A 15,448-nucleotide genomic window follows, 5' to 3' on the forward strand; every position below is an offset into this window, starting at 1 on the left:
AAATTCTGTTAAGTGATAGTAATGAAAGACATCAATGATATCATGCCAAAAATTCCAAACATGCGTTGGGGAGCTTTGATGAACAAACCTCCTACAAATGATAAAGTTGAAGAGATGAATAAAATTTTTCCAAGCAATGGTAAATGGCATACTGTTTTTGAAGAACAAGATCAAATTACAATTGACGGAAAAGAAATTAGAAAGAAAAATCCAGACAAGTGGACTTAGATTGAAACATATAACATTATTTGGACTGTTATTACTTTCATTTGTAGTTATTTTAGGATTTGATAATGTATATGGCCATGGTGTAGGCAGCGAAACATTTCCTCCAGTTGATCTTAATGGAAAACTTGTAACTTTAGAAGTGTCATCATCAAAAAGTGATCCTGAAGCAAGTGATGATCAACAAATATCAATATCATTAATTGATTTTAATTCAAAAATTACTTTGCGTGATGTTACATTTTTAATAAAATCTGAACGTGGAGAACAATTTCTATTTGAACAAGAATTCAAAGCAGATAATGGTTTCATAGTTTTCAATTTTGTATCTGAAAATACCGATTCAATAATTCTAGAAGAAGAAAATGGTGGAGGACTATTTGGTTCTTTATTGGGATTAGAAAGTAGAATGATACATGTTAAAGGTCCTAAACTTAGTGAAGGTGGATTATACAAGTTAGATGTTACTGTATTAACTGCTGATGGTTATTCACAAAAATTGGATGAACCTCTAGTCTTTAATGCTGGAATATCTATTGCCCAAACCTCAAGACATGATTTTGTTGATCCTAATTTTGGAGAGCAAAATATACACGTGATTACCTACTACGATGAAATATCTAATTTCAATTATGATTCAAATTCAAAAGAAATTCACTTTTTCATGCCATTTGATTGGAGTCAATCAAACATCAACCAAACATCAGTTGTTCATGAAGAACTAGTTATTCCAAAAAAATTTGGTGATTTACTAGTTTCTGGATTTACAATGTATGTTAATGGTATACAATTGTCTCAAGACATTGTAAACATTGATGATTTTTTTTCTGATGGACGAATTGTTCATTTTATTATATATCAAAAAGAATTACAGAATATCTTTGATAATAGTTCCAACACAAATGGTATGAATTTTGTTGTTAAGCCAGATCGTGATTATTCACATATGAGCTCTGTAACTGAAAATGGACAGTTTAGAATTCTTGTTTCATGGGAGCCTGAAAATTTAAAATCAAATTCAAATGCAAAAATACTTTTTGATGTTACTGATATTTTCTTAAAAAATAAACCAGTTGCAACAAATTATGAATTTTCAATAACTCAAAATGACCGAATTATTTTTGAACAAAATGGAATAAGTACTGATTTCAAAGATCAACACAACATTGTAGAATTCTTTATTCCTAATGATGTTTCAGGTATCGTAAATCTAAATTTTAAAAATTTAGATAACAACAATCTTGCAAAGACAACAATTCCAATTGTAATTGATAGAATAACTCAAAATGAAATATCATTACCTGATTGGATTAGAAATAATGCATTATGGTGGTCACAAGAACAAATTGATGACACTACATTCATCCAAGGAATCGAATACATGATTACAAACAAAATAATTTTAATCCCTCAAACCCAACAAGAAACTAACTCTTCTCAAGATATTCCGTCTTGGATTAGAAATAATGCCGCATGGTGGGCTGATGGTCAGATTGATGATAAAACATTTGTTCAGGGATTAGAATTTATGATAAAGGTAGGAATTCTATCTGTTTGATCGGAGTTATTCGATCAATGAACCAGTCGCTTTAAATCCGAAAAAATGTAATTGTGATCATATTGTTTAGACCTGAACAAATAGTTGAAAAGAAATCTGCATTGTTTTCTATAGTTATTACTGGTGTAGTTGCAATTTTAGCTCTTCCCATTATTGTACCTCATTTATTACATGGTTATCATCTAGCACACATCTTTTTACATATAGGAGGTATTTCGCTTGCAGTCTTTATTTCAGTACTTGCTGGATTTGCATATTACAGATTAAAAACAAAACGACTTTTACTAAGTGCAGCAGCTTTTGCCAACTTTATTGTAGCTGAAATTGTTTTACTTGTAGATGCTACATGGCCAACTGTTTATGATCTTGCAGAATTATCTCTATCTGAGGTAGGACATTTATTGACGTTTTTTACATTAGGACTATTGGCATTAGGAGTGTTTAGAAATGACTGATAGAGATTCACAATTACAACAAATTATTGAACAAAATCCTGGAATTCAATTCCGTGAAATTATGCGTTCATCTGGATTAAAAAATGGTGTACTAAGTCATTATCTAGGAAAATTAGAAAAGAGTGGTATCATCAAAGTTGTTCGAGGACCACGACAATCTAGATTTTATCCTCCTCAAATAACAGAAGAAGAATCAATTGTAATCAAGGCATTACGTAAACAAACTCCTCGAGATTTATTGCTTGCATTAATACAAAATGATGGATTAGAATTTTCTCAATTAGTAAAAGAGGTAAAAAAATCCCCCTCAACTGTTTCATTATATCTATCACAAATTGTAGAGGATGGCCTAGTAGAAATTAAATTAGTTAACTTGAAAAAAAGATATCATATTAAAGCAAGAGATGTTATAGATAAATTAATTGAAGATTATAGACCAAGTTTGCTTGAGAAATCAACATCTGGATTCGAAGATATTATCAACTCTTTCTAGTGTTTCACAACAAACTATTTCTGTATTCTTAGGATTATTTTTTATTTTATTACTCCCAACAATCGTTTATGCTGATGTTTTCATACCTGATAGTGAATATACTGGATACTATGATTATGAAGGAATTTACACTGTTGTTGGAAATGTCAAAAACCAAAATGATTTTGCATTAATCCCGATAATTACAATATCTGTAATTGATAATGATCAAACAAAAATTACTCATACCTTACATCATGTACCAATACCTGCAATGACTGATATTCCATTCAAATTAAAATTTCCAGAGATTCACGGTAAACATCCTGTTTTATTAAATGCTGAATTAGAGTATTTCAAAACTGAAAAAAATCCCGTCCCTATACAAATTGTCTATGATAAAACTTTGATTACTTATGAGGATGGTCATGTTACCGGAAGAATAAAAAATATTGGAAATCAAACAGTATACAATCCTAAAGTATTTGCAATTGTTCATGGCTATGAAAAATATATTCTAGATGTTGCACAAAACATCAGACCTATTGAAAAAATTGAACCAGGACAAATACTAAACTTTACAATATATCCTGATCCTTCTGTTTCTGAGCCTGTTCGATTCTATTCATGCTTTGCTCCAGTTGATACCACTGTAATTCCTATTACTACAAAGAAAAATGGCGGAGATTTTGATTTTAGATATGATTCTGGTGCTTGGTATTCTGCAGCAAAATTTGATGAGGCTGGAACTACCCTTAGCATTAAAGGATACAACAGTTATCCATTAGAGACTTATGCAAATTTTGAATTTCCTCCAATATCTGGTAATGAAAAATTTGTTGTTACATTAAACGATAAACCAATTGAGTTTATTCAAAGTGTGGATGAGATGGGATTTTGGCATGTTGCGTTTAACATAGAACCTACTTCTCAAGGCATACTCAAAATTTCAGGTTTTGAAAAAGGATTACCACCTGAACTGCCAAAAATTCCACAATGGATAAAAAATAATGCACAATGGTGGGTAACAGATCAAATTACTGATTCAGAATTTCTTGAAGGAATAGATTTTCTTTTTGAAAAACAAATTGTATCTGTACCTGAAAGAGATGTGATCAGTGAATCACAATGGAATATTCCTTCATGGGCAAAAACTTCTGTAAGTTGGTGGTATGAGGAAAAGATCACCGATGATGAATTCCTAAATTTTATTGAGAATCTTGTAAAGCGAAAAATTGTTGTCATATAGTAAAATTATGCGACAATTCTATATCTGCCATAAATAACATATGCATCAACTAATAACAAACCAATTGCAGCAGCAATGAACCAATCCCTTATTGTAGAGTATTCCGTTTCATATTCAAGATTAGAACTTAGAATCCCAAATATTTCATTTAACGTTTGCTCATCAAGTGATTTAAAATAATTTCCATTTGTTTCTTGTGCAATCAAAATTAATGTGTTCTCATCTAATTCTGCATATTGTGGTTCTCCATAGATATCGTTTCTTAGAAAAACTGGTTCTTCTGAACCCAAACCAATTGCATGAATCTGAACTTGATTTATCTTTGCATAATCAATTGCTTCTTCCGGACTTACTATTCCTGAATTATGAACACCATCACTAAGCAAAATAACTACTCCTTTTTTGTCTGGAATTGATGATGCCATGTCAATTCCTAATGCAAGTCCGTCACCAATTGCAGTTGCTCCTTGCCCCTGTTCAATGGATGAAATTGCATTGATTGTTTTTTCTTTATCTGGAGTAAGATAAGAAATTGTTGTAGCACCTGATTCAAAAATTACTATTCCTACATTGTTTTGAGGACCAATTTTTGCCACTAATTCTGAAATTGCTCCTTTTGCAGCATCTAGGCGTGTTAGCTTGTAATCTGTGGCTGCCATACTCTCAGAACCATCTAAAACAATACTCAAATTGATTCCTTTTTCTATTGATGTTGTCGGAATCTGTGGATTTGCCAATCCAATGATGATCAATCCAAGTATTCCCATCATCAAAACAAATGGTAAATGTTTTCTCAAGAAATTTTTCCCCATTGCAGATTTTTTTATAATTTTCAGAGAACTAAATTTCAAAATTGATTCTTTTTTCTCATGATTGTATTTTGAATATAGAAAATATAATCCTGGAATTACTAACAATAAAAACAATGCATACAAAAATTCAAATTGAATTTGCATCTAAAATTTACCTCTTTTTTTATTTTGAATATATCGTCTAAATGTCACTTCAAATGATTCTTCATTTGATAAATTAAGCAAATCAATGCCTAATTTTTTGATTTCATATTCATTATTTTCTCTTGTTTTTTTAATCAAATTGGAGTATTGTTCTTGAAATTTTTTATCAGAAGTATTTACAAGAATTTGTTCACCTGATTCTGCGTCTTCCAAATACACATTACCAATTTCAGGTATTTCCATCTCACGAATATCTGATATGTTCACTAAAACAATTTGGTGTTTTAATTTTAGTAATTTTAATGGTTTTACAAAAGAATCAGAAATAAAATCCGAAATAATAAAGATTACACTTTTTCGTTTTATCTTTTGTTGTAATTCCAATAAAGATCTAAAAATATCAGTTTGTAAGTCTTCTGAATTGTGATTTAATAGTTGTTGAAGTACATTCATCAGATGTTTTCTTCCTTTTTTTGCTGGAATAAATTTTTCAAGTGTATTTGTAAATAATCCCATTCCTACTCTATCGTTATTTTTTAATGCAGAAAACATCAACGAAGCTGCAACTTCGAAGCTAAGTTCTTTTTTACTTTTTACAAAACCAAAATCATTGCTGGCTGACATGTCAATAATCACATAAACATTGAGCTCTTTTTCCTCGACAAATTCTTTCACATAAAGATCATTATATCTTGCTGAAACATTCCAATCTACTCTTCTTGCATCATCTCCTGCCGCATACTCTCTTACTTCAGAAAATTCTATTCCTCCACCTCTAAATCGTGATCTGTAGGCTCCAGATTCCATACCTTCAACAAGATTTTTAGTCTTTATTTCCAGGTTTTTGACCTGTTTCAAAAGTTCTGACAGTTTGGTCATTTTTATGGTGAACTAATTTTTTCTAAAACAAAATCAATTATTTTATCTGGATTAATCCCATTAGCTTCTGCCTCAAATGTCAAAATTATTCTATGACGTAATACATCATGTACTACTGCTTTTACATCTTCAGGAATTATGAAGCCTCTTCCGTTTAACAATGCGTTAGCTTTTGCGGTTCTCATTAACCAAATTGATGCTCTTGGTGAAGCTCCAAATTCAATCATGTTTTCCAAATCCAGATCATATTCTTTTGGGTTTCTAGTTGCATGAACTATGTCTGCAATGTATTCTGTAACTGTTTTATCTGCATAGATTCTCTCATTAAATTTTTGAATCTCAATTATTTCTTCTGGTATCACTAATGATTTGATAGATTCAATATTGTCTGAAGAATTTTTTTCAATTATTTCAAGCTCTTCTTGTTTTGATGGATAGTCAATCAAAATCTTGAAAGCAAATCTGTCTACTTGAGCTTCAGGAAGCTTGTATGTTCCTTCATTTTCAATAGGATTTTGTGTAGCAAGAACAAGAAAAGGTTTTTTCAATTCATATGTATCTCCGTGAATACTTACAGTTTTTTCTTGCATTGCTTCAAGTAATGCAGATTGAACTTTGGGTGGAGCTCGATTAATTTCATCTGCTAATACAAAATTATGGAATATGGGGCCTTTCTGTGTTACAAATGATCCTGACACATTCTTGTAAATCTTGGTTCCTATGATGTCGGCTGGAAGTAAATCTGGTGTAAATTGTATCCTGACATGCTCTACGTTAAATATTTGTGACATTGTTTTAACCATCAATGTTTTTGCTAAACCCGGAACACTTTCAAGTAATACATGACCATCTGAGATAATTGAAATGAGAATTTTCCTCAGAGCATCTTCTTGTCCAATGATTATTTTGTGAGATTCGTCAAAAACTTGATTTAATTTTTTAGCATATTTCTGAGCTTGTTCATTCAAATCTTGAATTTCTTTACTTGATACTGAGTATTTCATTGAATTTTCTCTAAATGCCATACTATGAATTCTCATTTTTGAATTAATAGGAAAGTGGTTCATTCGAGAAATGTACCAATTGTGATTAAAGGAAATTTCTGCCTTTTTTGATCAAGAATTGATTAAAACATGTATCATCATAATGTATTTTCAAATCTGAGAATCAATTATTTTGAGAATGTGCAAATGAATCTATTTTCAAAACAATTTAAGAAAATTCTTTTTTTAATACCTTTAATTCTTTTTTCTAATTTTGCATATGCTGATGATACAGAAATTGAAATGGATTGGATAATTGAAGGTCAAATAAATGATCAAAGTGTTACAACTAAAGAATCAGAAATTATTTCAAATTATGAAGATCTTCTAGAAGAGGAAAATATCAAATCTAAAAAACCAATTTATGATAAATTTGTAACAAACAATCAATATGCTATAGGAGATTATAAAATCACAATTGATTCAGAGGACGGACAAATTCTAAATGGTATTATTATTGAACAACGAGATCTTCAACAAGAAAGTTTTAAACATAAAATAAAATATTATGATCGATTTTCTGATGGGTATATTGAAATTGCTGAAGCATTATTAGATCCAATTGGAGATAGTAAGTATCTTATCAATGGAAGATCTTTAGACTATAATCCAAATTCAAATCTTGAACTCTTTGTTCTTGAACGTGGTTATAGCATGGATGATTTAGAAGCAATTCCAAATGATATTTTCACTCCTAAAGAGTTTACACTAGGAAGAGAAATACTGGATGAAGCAATGAGGTCTGGTACAGGAGAATTTGATCTTAGAGAATTTTCACCAAATTACTTACAATTGAATAAAGAACAAATTCAAGAACGAATGATGGAATCATTTTCAGAACAAACTTCTCAAATATTTAATGAAATAATTGTTGGCAAACAACTACAACCTGATGGCACTCTATCCGATATTGGAGTAGTTTCAGAACATAAAGATGATTTACAAAGCATATTTGATAATTTCAAATTTGAACAATCCAAGTTTGAAAATACAAGACATGTACGTCATTCACTACAAGACAGCTCACAACAGGTATTACCGTCAACACAAAATATTGAGGGTAATTCATTGTTGATAATTCCAATATTTGTTGCATTAGCGATCTTTGGATATCTAATGAGGAGAAAATTATTCAAACCTAAACAAGAGCTACCTCCATTAGAAATTGATACTCCTAGAGTAGATTATAGAGAACTCACTAATCAAATGCTAATCAATTCTCAAAGACTTTATGATAACCATCAAAGAAAGTATGCATATGAAGTGCTTAGTCAGGCAATCAGGTACTATTACTCTCAGAACCTACAGATCTACAAGGAAATGACAAATTTTGAGTTGTTATCTCATTTAAAACAAACAAAATCAGATGACTATGAACTAGTGAAAAGATGGCTTTTACTTTGTGGTAGTGTTGAATTTGCTAAATACAAATCTCATGACAATGATTATCAAAATATTTTCTCAGAGTTTTCAAAATTGATTAACTAATTTTTATTCTATACTTACTTGACATGAACGAAAATTCTTGTCTAATTTTGTATGACCTACAAATCTTTTAGACTCAAATTCATTAATGTCATACAAAGATGTTCTAGATTTACCCATGATGTTTTCTTCATTATCGAAAAATGTTATAACTAGACTGATTTGCTCTCTTTTAATACTGTCATTATGATATTTTCCTGAAACTGTAACTAATCCAAAATCGTCATTCATACATGAAAAATTATCTATTCCCTGAGTAATTGATTTTTCAGGCTCTATTGATTTTGGTATATATTTTGGATTTTTATTATTGTTTTGCAAAACTTGATGTAATTGATTATTTACCAAATGGTTTTTTTTATCACTAATTTTTTTCAAAATTTCTCCAGCAAATCTACTCGTTGGTTCAGTTCCATCCAGAATTAGATCTTCAGAATCATAATTGTAGTGTTCATTGTGTTGATCATAGATAATTACTTGAATGATCATGTTATCATATGTACATGATGTAATTGCACCTTCTGATGTATAATTGAATAAACATTCTGAATTATCATTTGGATTTCCAGTTAGATGAGCAGAATTAAAAATTGTTTGTTTATCTCTTCCTTCAAATGAATTCCAGTAATTTTCCAAATCTTTTTCGTTGTTAAACTCTGATATCTGCATACTCATTGTAGGAACCTTAAATTTGTAAAAAATTGGTTCATAGACTCTAGTGATATCAGTAAATGTAATCTTTACAGAATCTATGACTCCTTCTTTTTCTTCAAATTCATATTCTGTAGCAAAACTTCGCCATTTTGTTACTTTGAGAATATTCAAAATTTCTTTATCGTTTAGCAAAAATCTTTCAAGACTTGAATGAAATGTTTCTTCATTTGAAAAAAGGTTTTTTTCATATTCATATTCCAAATACCCCATTTCTCTCAAATAATGAACAGTTCTTAGAAATTGTTCATCAGTAATTTTTCCTTCAATCCACCATATTGCTCTGTCTTTGACCCATCTAGGAATCAATTCTGAATTTTTTACTTGATTGAGTTCAGGAACATTGCCCACCACTGTTTGTGCAGAATATTTTAAATTCTCTTCAGATTCTATTTCTTCAGGTAGAATATTCTTGTTTAGAATATTTTCAATTAATCCTAAAAACTCTAAATCTGAAATTTTTCCATCTATCCAAAAAATTGTTGACTGTTTTACCCAATCCGGAAACATTTGTTCGATTTCGTCATTTTGTGCAAAAACTTGGCTTTGAAATGAGCCTAAAACAAATAAAATTGTAATAGCAATCAATGAGTTCATTTTTGTAAAGTGCATAAAATATAATTGATTAAAAAATTAATAGATAATTGGTACATTTCTCGAATGAACCATTTTCTTTTTAATAAAATTTAATTCAATTTTATTGTAGCATGAAGATTAATTTTCAATTAATGACATTATTTATTATTGTAGCAGTTTTGGTAATTTCAATTCCTGTACAGTCTGTTTCTGCAGAGTCTGGTTTTAGCAATGTGAAAAAAACGGCTGGTATAATTATGAAGTTTTGTGCAAATGAAACTTTTACTTTACAAGAATGTCATGAGAGATACAATGGAATAGGATGGACAGATAGAATTAACGTGGTAATCTATGCTCCAGGCTGGAATGAAGATGAGTACAAAATTGAACAAATTGGTGGCCCTTCTAATCCAATAACTGTTTACACTGATGCTGCAGAGGTTGACAATGTAGAATTTACTGAAACAGGTCCTGATACTGGAATTTTCATGGGTGTTGTTAAAATGACTGGTAAAATGGGATATGTTGTTCATGATAGTTATCTTACGGTAGTAAAAACTCCTGGAATGACTATGGATGCAGATATGCTAAATCTTTCTGCTCATGATCGTGCAGTAATGATAGCAACTAGTCCTACAGATGGACGAATTACTGTTGATTGGGAATTTAATGAAGATGAACATGTATCAAAATCAGCTTATTATGGTTGGCAAATTGGTCAAGCAGAATTTCATAAACCAGTATACGATGTAAATGAAAAAGTCACATTTTTCATAAGAGATGCTGATTTATGGAAACATCATAGAGAATTTTTCACAAATTATGTTAGAGTTTACTCTGATTCAGATAGAAGTGGTATCAACGTAGGTGTTCAATTTGTAAAGGATATGGAACATGCCAAAGTCAAAGATGGTTTTAATGATGTCCATTTGACTGAACCTGCAGCAAGTTCCTTGACAAAGTATACTCCTGATGGAAATTGGAAAACATACTTTTGGACTGAACCAGGTGGCGTTATTGGTGTTGATCAAGATTATGATCTAAACTTGATGGTGCATGATGGATTGACTGACATACATGAAATGGGTCTTTCATATGACATGAAAATTTACCTTAATGGAAAATTAATAGAATCACGAAATGATCGTTACTGGGTTGATGGTCAAGGTGTTGAACCAATTCGTTTTGATGAACGTGGTTCAGCAAAGATTGTAATCTCTAATATTTTTGATGAGAGTTCAGAAGTAGACTTTTCATTTCAAGTCGCACCTGAAGCAATTCTAAAAGAAGTTGTACCTAGACATGGTGCCTTTGAAGTTGGAAATGAGCCTGATTACTTTAAAGGATATGAGCATCCTCACTACATCAACTATCTTCCTGGAGAATTTTACATGACCACTGAAGATTCTTCTCAGGAACAAAATCAGTTGAGAGTTTCTGATGGTGATGCAATTTACATTGAATATGAAGACATTACTTTACCAAGACCATATACACAAGCTGATTCCCTGGAAATTGTAACTTCTGCAACTGTTATGGATACCGGTAGAGGAATTATTCGAGATACCACTCCAGATATTTTTGTAGAAACACCTAGAGTTAAAATCACTCCTGTTTCAGCTGATATTGATATTCCTAGTTGGGTAAAAAAGAATGCTGCATGGTGGTCTGATGGACAGATTAATGATCCAGATTTTGCCAAAGGCATTGAATATTTAGTAAAAGAAAATATTATTGATGTTTCAGTTTCTGAAAAAATAACAAATGGTGATGAAGCTAGTATAACATCTATTCCAATGTGGGTACGAAACAATGCTGCATGGTGGTCTGATGGACATCTAACTGATGTAGAATTTGCAAATGGGATAAAGTATTTGATATCTTCTGGTCTAATCAAAGTTTAAAATTCCTGTTAAGTTAAAATAATTATTTAATAGTTGATTGTTATGAATCAAAATTTCTTTTTCATTTTCTTTTCCATAATTCTAGCTTTTGGTTCAATTCAAACTGTGTATGGTGGAGGTACCGGTAGTGAAGAAAGTGATATTCATTTCATAAATGAAAATTATTTTAAAGTAAAACTTGAAACAAATCCTTCTATTTTAGAAGGAAACGAACATGAAATTAATTTTGACATAACAACAATAAATGATGATACGAAAGAAACAGTTTCTGGAGTTGAATACAGAATTGAAATATTTGATGGTCAAGGTATCAAAATAGTTGATTTTGATGCTTTTTCACCTAATGAAAAATTAAGAACATTGATTGTACCCAATTCTTCTGTAAATTTTTCAGGCCAAAAAATGGAAAATGGTTCTTGGTTAGCCTCAAATGAGTATCCTTTGACAATTACTGCACCTCTCTTTTTGGAAGGTGGATTGGTTGATGTAAAAATCACAATTCTATCAATTGACAACATCAAAGTTACAGGAAATGACTCGACCTTTCATATTCTATTTACTATGGGAGAATTTATCCCATTTACCATAGAAGTTGATGATATATCACACGAACTAATGTTTGCAACATATTTTGATAAAATTGAAGAATTTCATTATGATAATACAGATAAAAAACTTACAGCACAAATGCCATTTAATTGGAATGAAGATTTTATTGAATCAATCCCATTTGTGCATGCAGAATATTATATTCCAAAAACAGTAGATATTTTCAACAACCACGAAATATTATTATCAATTAATGATATTTCTTATTTTGGAACCATTGATCGTTCTGGTGATGATGAAATTGTTATACATTTTTTGCTTTCATCAAAAAAACTACTAAAACTATTTGATGAAATTCCATCTGATAAAAATGATAAAATCATATTTGGAATAGAATCTGGTAAAAAAAGAGATGTACAAAAAGCAGATGCATCACTAGAAGATGGAGATAAAGTTATTTCATTATCATCAGAAGAAGATTGGAAGTTTCACTTGTCATTAACACCTAAAGGAAAAATCAATCCCAATACTGATATTACATTTTATTTGGAATTTCATGATCCTATTACAAATACAATAATAACTCAAAATGTTTATGATCTAGATGTATTTCTAAATGGAAAAATGGTAGAATCAAAAAAAGGATTAGAAGCATTTGATGGAACTGATTCCTTTAGAATTAATTTTGATGATACAGGATCTGTGATTGTTAGAATTTCAAATGTAAATAATTTTGATACCTCTGGAGAATTTTCATTTAAAGTAACTGAACCAAAAAAAGAATTGATAGCTGATCATTTTATTGATATTGCAAAAGGTTCATCTCTTCCAGGATGTGAAATCAATGATTCTTGTTATATTCCATCTTCCGCAGAGATTGAAATTGACCAAATAGTACTTTGGAACAACATGGACAGTTCTGCTCATACTGTTACTTCTGGCACTCCTGATAATGGTAATTCGGACAGTTTTGATAGTGGAATTATTGCTGCAGGTGGACAATTTTCAAACAAATTCGAAAAACAGGGCATTTTTGACTATTATTGCACACTACATCCTTGGATGATAGGTACAATTTCTGTTGGGGATATTACACCTCTTGTTCCTGAATGGATTAAAAATAATGCAGGTTGGTGGGCTGAAGGTGCAATTGATGATGAAGCATTTGTACAAGGAATTCAATTTTTAATTACGAATGAAATTTTAGATATCCCACAAACTACATCTGGAAAATCATCAGGAAGTGAAATTCCGAGTTGGATTAAAAATAATGCAGGTTGGTGGGCTGAAGGTGCAATTGATGATGAAGCATTTGTACAAGGAATTCAACATCTAATCAGTAATGGAATTTTACAAGTCTAACTATCTTTGTAATCTATACCAGTACATTTTGTAAATGAACCAGTTTTCTTTAGTATGCTCTTCTATTTTTTTTTATTGTGACTGATAGATCTACTCTATTAACTGAGATTATTTACAAAAATCCTGGATTGCATTTTTCTGAAATAATTCGTGTATCGGGACTGAAAAATGGTGTTCTTACACATTATCTAAACAAATTAGAATCATTAGGAGTTATTCTTATTAAAAGAGAAAGAGACAAAACAAGATTTTTTTCACCCAAAATTAATCTAGAAGAAATTAAAGTCATCAAATTTTTAAGAAAAGAAACATCACGTAAAATAATTTCCTTATTGTTGAATAATGATATGGAATTTCATGAAATTGTAAAGAAAGTTGGAAAATCTTCACCAACAATCTCTCAAAATTTGTCTGAATTGTTGAATAATGATTTGATAATTTTTGAAATGAAAGACTCTAAAAAAATATTTTATATTAAACAAAATTCATTAATACAAAAACTAATCAAAAAATATCAATTCGATTAAAATTCATATTTTTTATAGAAAAATATTACAAAATTTGTTTTTTGGTACATTCTACAAACATAAAATGACATTTTTGTATCTACCAGTACAAGTTATCAATGTACCAATTTTGTTTTTAACATAGTACTAAGATCAACACTAATGACTATTCTAAAACAGAACAGAATATCTATGATTGCAGGTACTGCGATACTAACAATTGCATTAGCATTTGGTGGATTTTCGTTTGCGAGTCACAGTTTTGAAGCAGGTGTTGCGGAAGGAACTATTCCTGATAATACTCACATCAGACTAGATGGGATGACACTACCAGCAGGTGGTGTATTTCCACTATATGATGCTAGTCCAAATTACGTTTCAGGACATTTCTTGCTGACATCTCCTTGTGAACTAGTTGATGGTGAACCCGGTGATGATCCAAATAATGATACATACCAACCATTAGTTACAGCAATTGCAGGACATATTGATGAACATGCAGCAGGTACACATATGGAACCAATTCCATTGTTTTACATAAACACTGTATCTTCGCCAAAATTGACAGGTACTGCTGATCAATGTGTATTCCATGCACATATTCCTGATCCACTAAATGGTGGCGCTCCAAGAGTTACTGATATTGATTTAGTAAATCTCTCAGGTGCTGACATTGAGTTTAAACCAGGACATATTGTTGACATCAATGTACAAAGAGTTCTTGGAAGTATAGCTGATGATCCTTATGAGAATGGACCAGTTATTGAATTGACAAGAAACGTAATCTATGATCTAAATGATAACGACCACGATAATGATGGATTAGGACATTCATCACAATAGGAGATTATGAAAATGAATACAAACAAAACACAACTATTCTTGGTAGCATCCATTGCATCAGTAATGGTACTAGCAGGAGCAGCATCTGAGCAAGCATTTGCTCACGGTGGACAAGTAATTGGATTTAATCTTCCAAATGGTGAACATCGTTTGATAACTGTCATCATGGGACATAACAGTGAACCAACAGCAGCACAAGAACCTGGAAAACATGATGGAAAACATCCAATGGAATTATTCATCAGTGATACCAGAACAGGGTTAGATCTTGCAGAAGCTGATTTGACTGTAGACAAATACTATTACAAAAATGACAAAGCATTCAACAAAGCAGTAGACAAAGGTTTCAAACCCTTAGAGAAAGATGTTGCAGTTGGTGCAGTGCATGGAGATCCAGGCCACTACTTTGCTAGACAAATTCTAGCTGAGCCAGGAATCTATGGTTATCATGTAACTGGAACTGTCAATTACTTTGGTGTAATGGACGTTCCAATAGATGTAAAAGCAATTTGTCGTGATGCCCCAGATCCTTCAGCATTTAACAATCCATCATGGTTTGGTGGATTTGGTTGTACTGCGGACATAGATGACGGTAAATTCCCAGGAAAAAAAGTTAAGCACGATAAAGACGATTAACTGCCTATTCCAAACTATTTTCTTTTTTATTTTTAATAC

Annotated in this window: 15 protein-coding genes; 11 read left to right on the top strand and 4 right to left on the bottom strand. The window is 31.0% G+C overall.

Annotated elements, in window-relative coordinates:
- Window positions 1-21 precede the first annotated feature (21 nt).
- Genes K5781_RS04950 through K5781_RS04970 form a run of 5 tightly spaced genes read left to right on the top strand, consistent with a single transcriptional unit; the run spans window position 22 to window position 3,959 of the window.
- Window positions 22-228 carry a hypothetical protein gene (locus tag K5781_RS04950; RefSeq protein WP_297441362.1) on the top strand — a complete coding sequence of 69 codons (207 nt, stop codon included), beginning with the start codon at window positions 22-24 and terminating at the stop codon, window positions 226-228.
- Window positions 137-1,783, top strand: a complete 1,647-nt coding sequence (locus K5781_RS04955) for a peptidase (RefSeq protein WP_297441363.1) — start codon at window positions 137-139, stop codon at window positions 1,781-1,783. The genes K5781_RS04950 and K5781_RS04955 overlap by 92 nt, the downstream gene beginning before the upstream one ends.
- 53 nt (window positions 1,784-1,836) lie before the next feature.
- Window positions 1,837-2,238, top strand: coding sequence for a hypothetical protein (locus tag K5781_RS04960; protein ID WP_297441364.1), 402 nt, complete (start codon window positions 1,837-1,839; stop codon window positions 2,236-2,238).
- Window positions 2,231-2,731 (top strand): winged helix-turn-helix transcriptional regulator, encoded by a 501-nt coding sequence (locus K5781_RS04965; RefSeq protein ID WP_297441366.1) that lies wholly within the window; start codon window positions 2,231-2,233, stop codon window positions 2,729-2,731. The genes K5781_RS04960 and K5781_RS04965 overlap by 8 nt, the downstream gene beginning before the upstream one ends.
- Window positions 2,685-3,959, top strand: coding sequence for a peptidase (locus tag K5781_RS04970; protein WP_297441368.1), 1,275 nt, complete (start codon window positions 2,685-2,687; stop codon window positions 3,957-3,959). Before K5781_RS04965 ends, K5781_RS04970 begins: the two co-directional genes overlap by 47 nt.
- A 5-nt stretch (window positions 3,960-3,964) precedes the next feature.
- On the opposite strand, the gene K5781_RS04975 is transcribed toward K5781_RS04970, so the two are convergent.
- Genes K5781_RS04975 through K5781_RS04985 form a run of 3 tightly spaced genes read right to left on the bottom strand, consistent with a single transcriptional unit; the run spans window position 3,965 to window position 6,819 of the window.
- Window positions 3,965-4,915 carry a VWA domain-containing protein gene (locus K5781_RS04975; RefSeq protein WP_297441370.1) on the bottom strand — a complete coding sequence of 317 codons (951 nt, stop codon included), beginning with the start codon at window positions 4,913-4,915 and terminating at the stop codon, window positions 3,965-3,967.
- A complete protein-coding gene (locus K5781_RS04980) occupies window positions 4,916-5,794 on the bottom strand; it encodes a DUF58 domain-containing protein (RefSeq protein ID WP_297441372.1) in 879 nt (292 codons plus the stop codon).
- A 2-nt stretch (window positions 5,795-5,796) separates the two neighbouring features.
- Complete coding sequence (locus tag K5781_RS04985) at window positions 5,797-6,819, bottom strand: MoxR family ATPase (RefSeq protein ID WP_297441374.1); 1,023 nt, start codon at window positions 6,817-6,819, stop codon at window positions 5,797-5,799.
- 165 nt (window positions 6,820-6,984) lie between these two features.
- Between K5781_RS04985 and K5781_RS04990 the strand changes: the two genes are divergently transcribed.
- Complete coding sequence (locus K5781_RS04990; protein ID WP_297441376.1) at window positions 6,985-8,325, top strand: hypothetical protein; 1,341 nt, start codon at window positions 6,985-6,987, stop codon at window positions 8,323-8,325.
- A 3-nt stretch (window positions 8,326-8,328) separates the two neighbouring features.
- Here the strand turns inward: K5781_RS04990 and K5781_RS04995 are convergent, their stop codons facing one another.
- Window positions 8,329-9,630, bottom strand: a complete 1,302-nt coding sequence (locus K5781_RS04995) for a hypothetical protein (RefSeq protein ID WP_297441378.1) — start codon at window positions 9,628-9,630, stop codon at window positions 8,329-8,331.
- A 110-nt stretch (window positions 9,631-9,740) separates the two neighbouring features.
- Between K5781_RS04995 and K5781_RS05000 the strand changes: the two genes are divergently transcribed.
- The 5 genes from K5781_RS05000 to K5781_RS05020 all read left to right on the top strand — a co-directional run bounded on the left by K5781_RS05000 (window position 9,741) and on the right by K5781_RS05020 (window position 15,409).
- On the top strand, window positions 9,741-11,513 hold the full coding sequence (locus K5781_RS05000) for a hypothetical protein (RefSeq protein WP_297441380.1): 1,773 nt from the start codon (window positions 9,741-9,743) through the stop codon (window positions 11,511-11,513).
- Between the two features lie 42 nt (window positions 11,514-11,555).
- A complete protein-coding gene (locus K5781_RS05005; protein WP_297441382.1) occupies window positions 11,556-13,424 on the top strand; it encodes a plastocyanin/azurin family copper-binding protein in 1,869 nt (622 codons plus the stop codon).
- A 77-nt stretch (window positions 13,425-13,501) separates the two neighbouring features.
- A complete protein-coding gene (locus tag K5781_RS05010) occupies window positions 13,502-13,951 on the top strand; it encodes a winged helix-turn-helix transcriptional regulator (RefSeq protein WP_297441384.1) in 450 nt (149 codons plus the stop codon).
- 141 nt (window positions 13,952-14,092) lie between these two features.
- Complete coding sequence (locus K5781_RS05015; protein ID WP_297441386.1) at window positions 14,093-14,773, top strand: hypothetical protein; 681 nt, start codon at window positions 14,093-14,095, stop codon at window positions 14,771-14,773.
- A 12-nt stretch (window positions 14,774-14,785) separates the two neighbouring features.
- A complete protein-coding gene (locus K5781_RS05020; RefSeq protein WP_297441388.1) occupies window positions 14,786-15,409 on the top strand; it encodes a hypothetical protein in 624 nt (207 codons plus the stop codon).
- Window positions 15,410-15,448: the final 39 nt, after the last annotated feature.

Source organism: Nitrosopumilus sp., from assembly GCF_025699255.1.
In the GTDB taxonomy this organism is placed as follows: domain Archaea; phylum Thermoproteota; class Nitrososphaeria; order Nitrososphaerales; family Nitrosopumilaceae; genus Nitrosopumilus.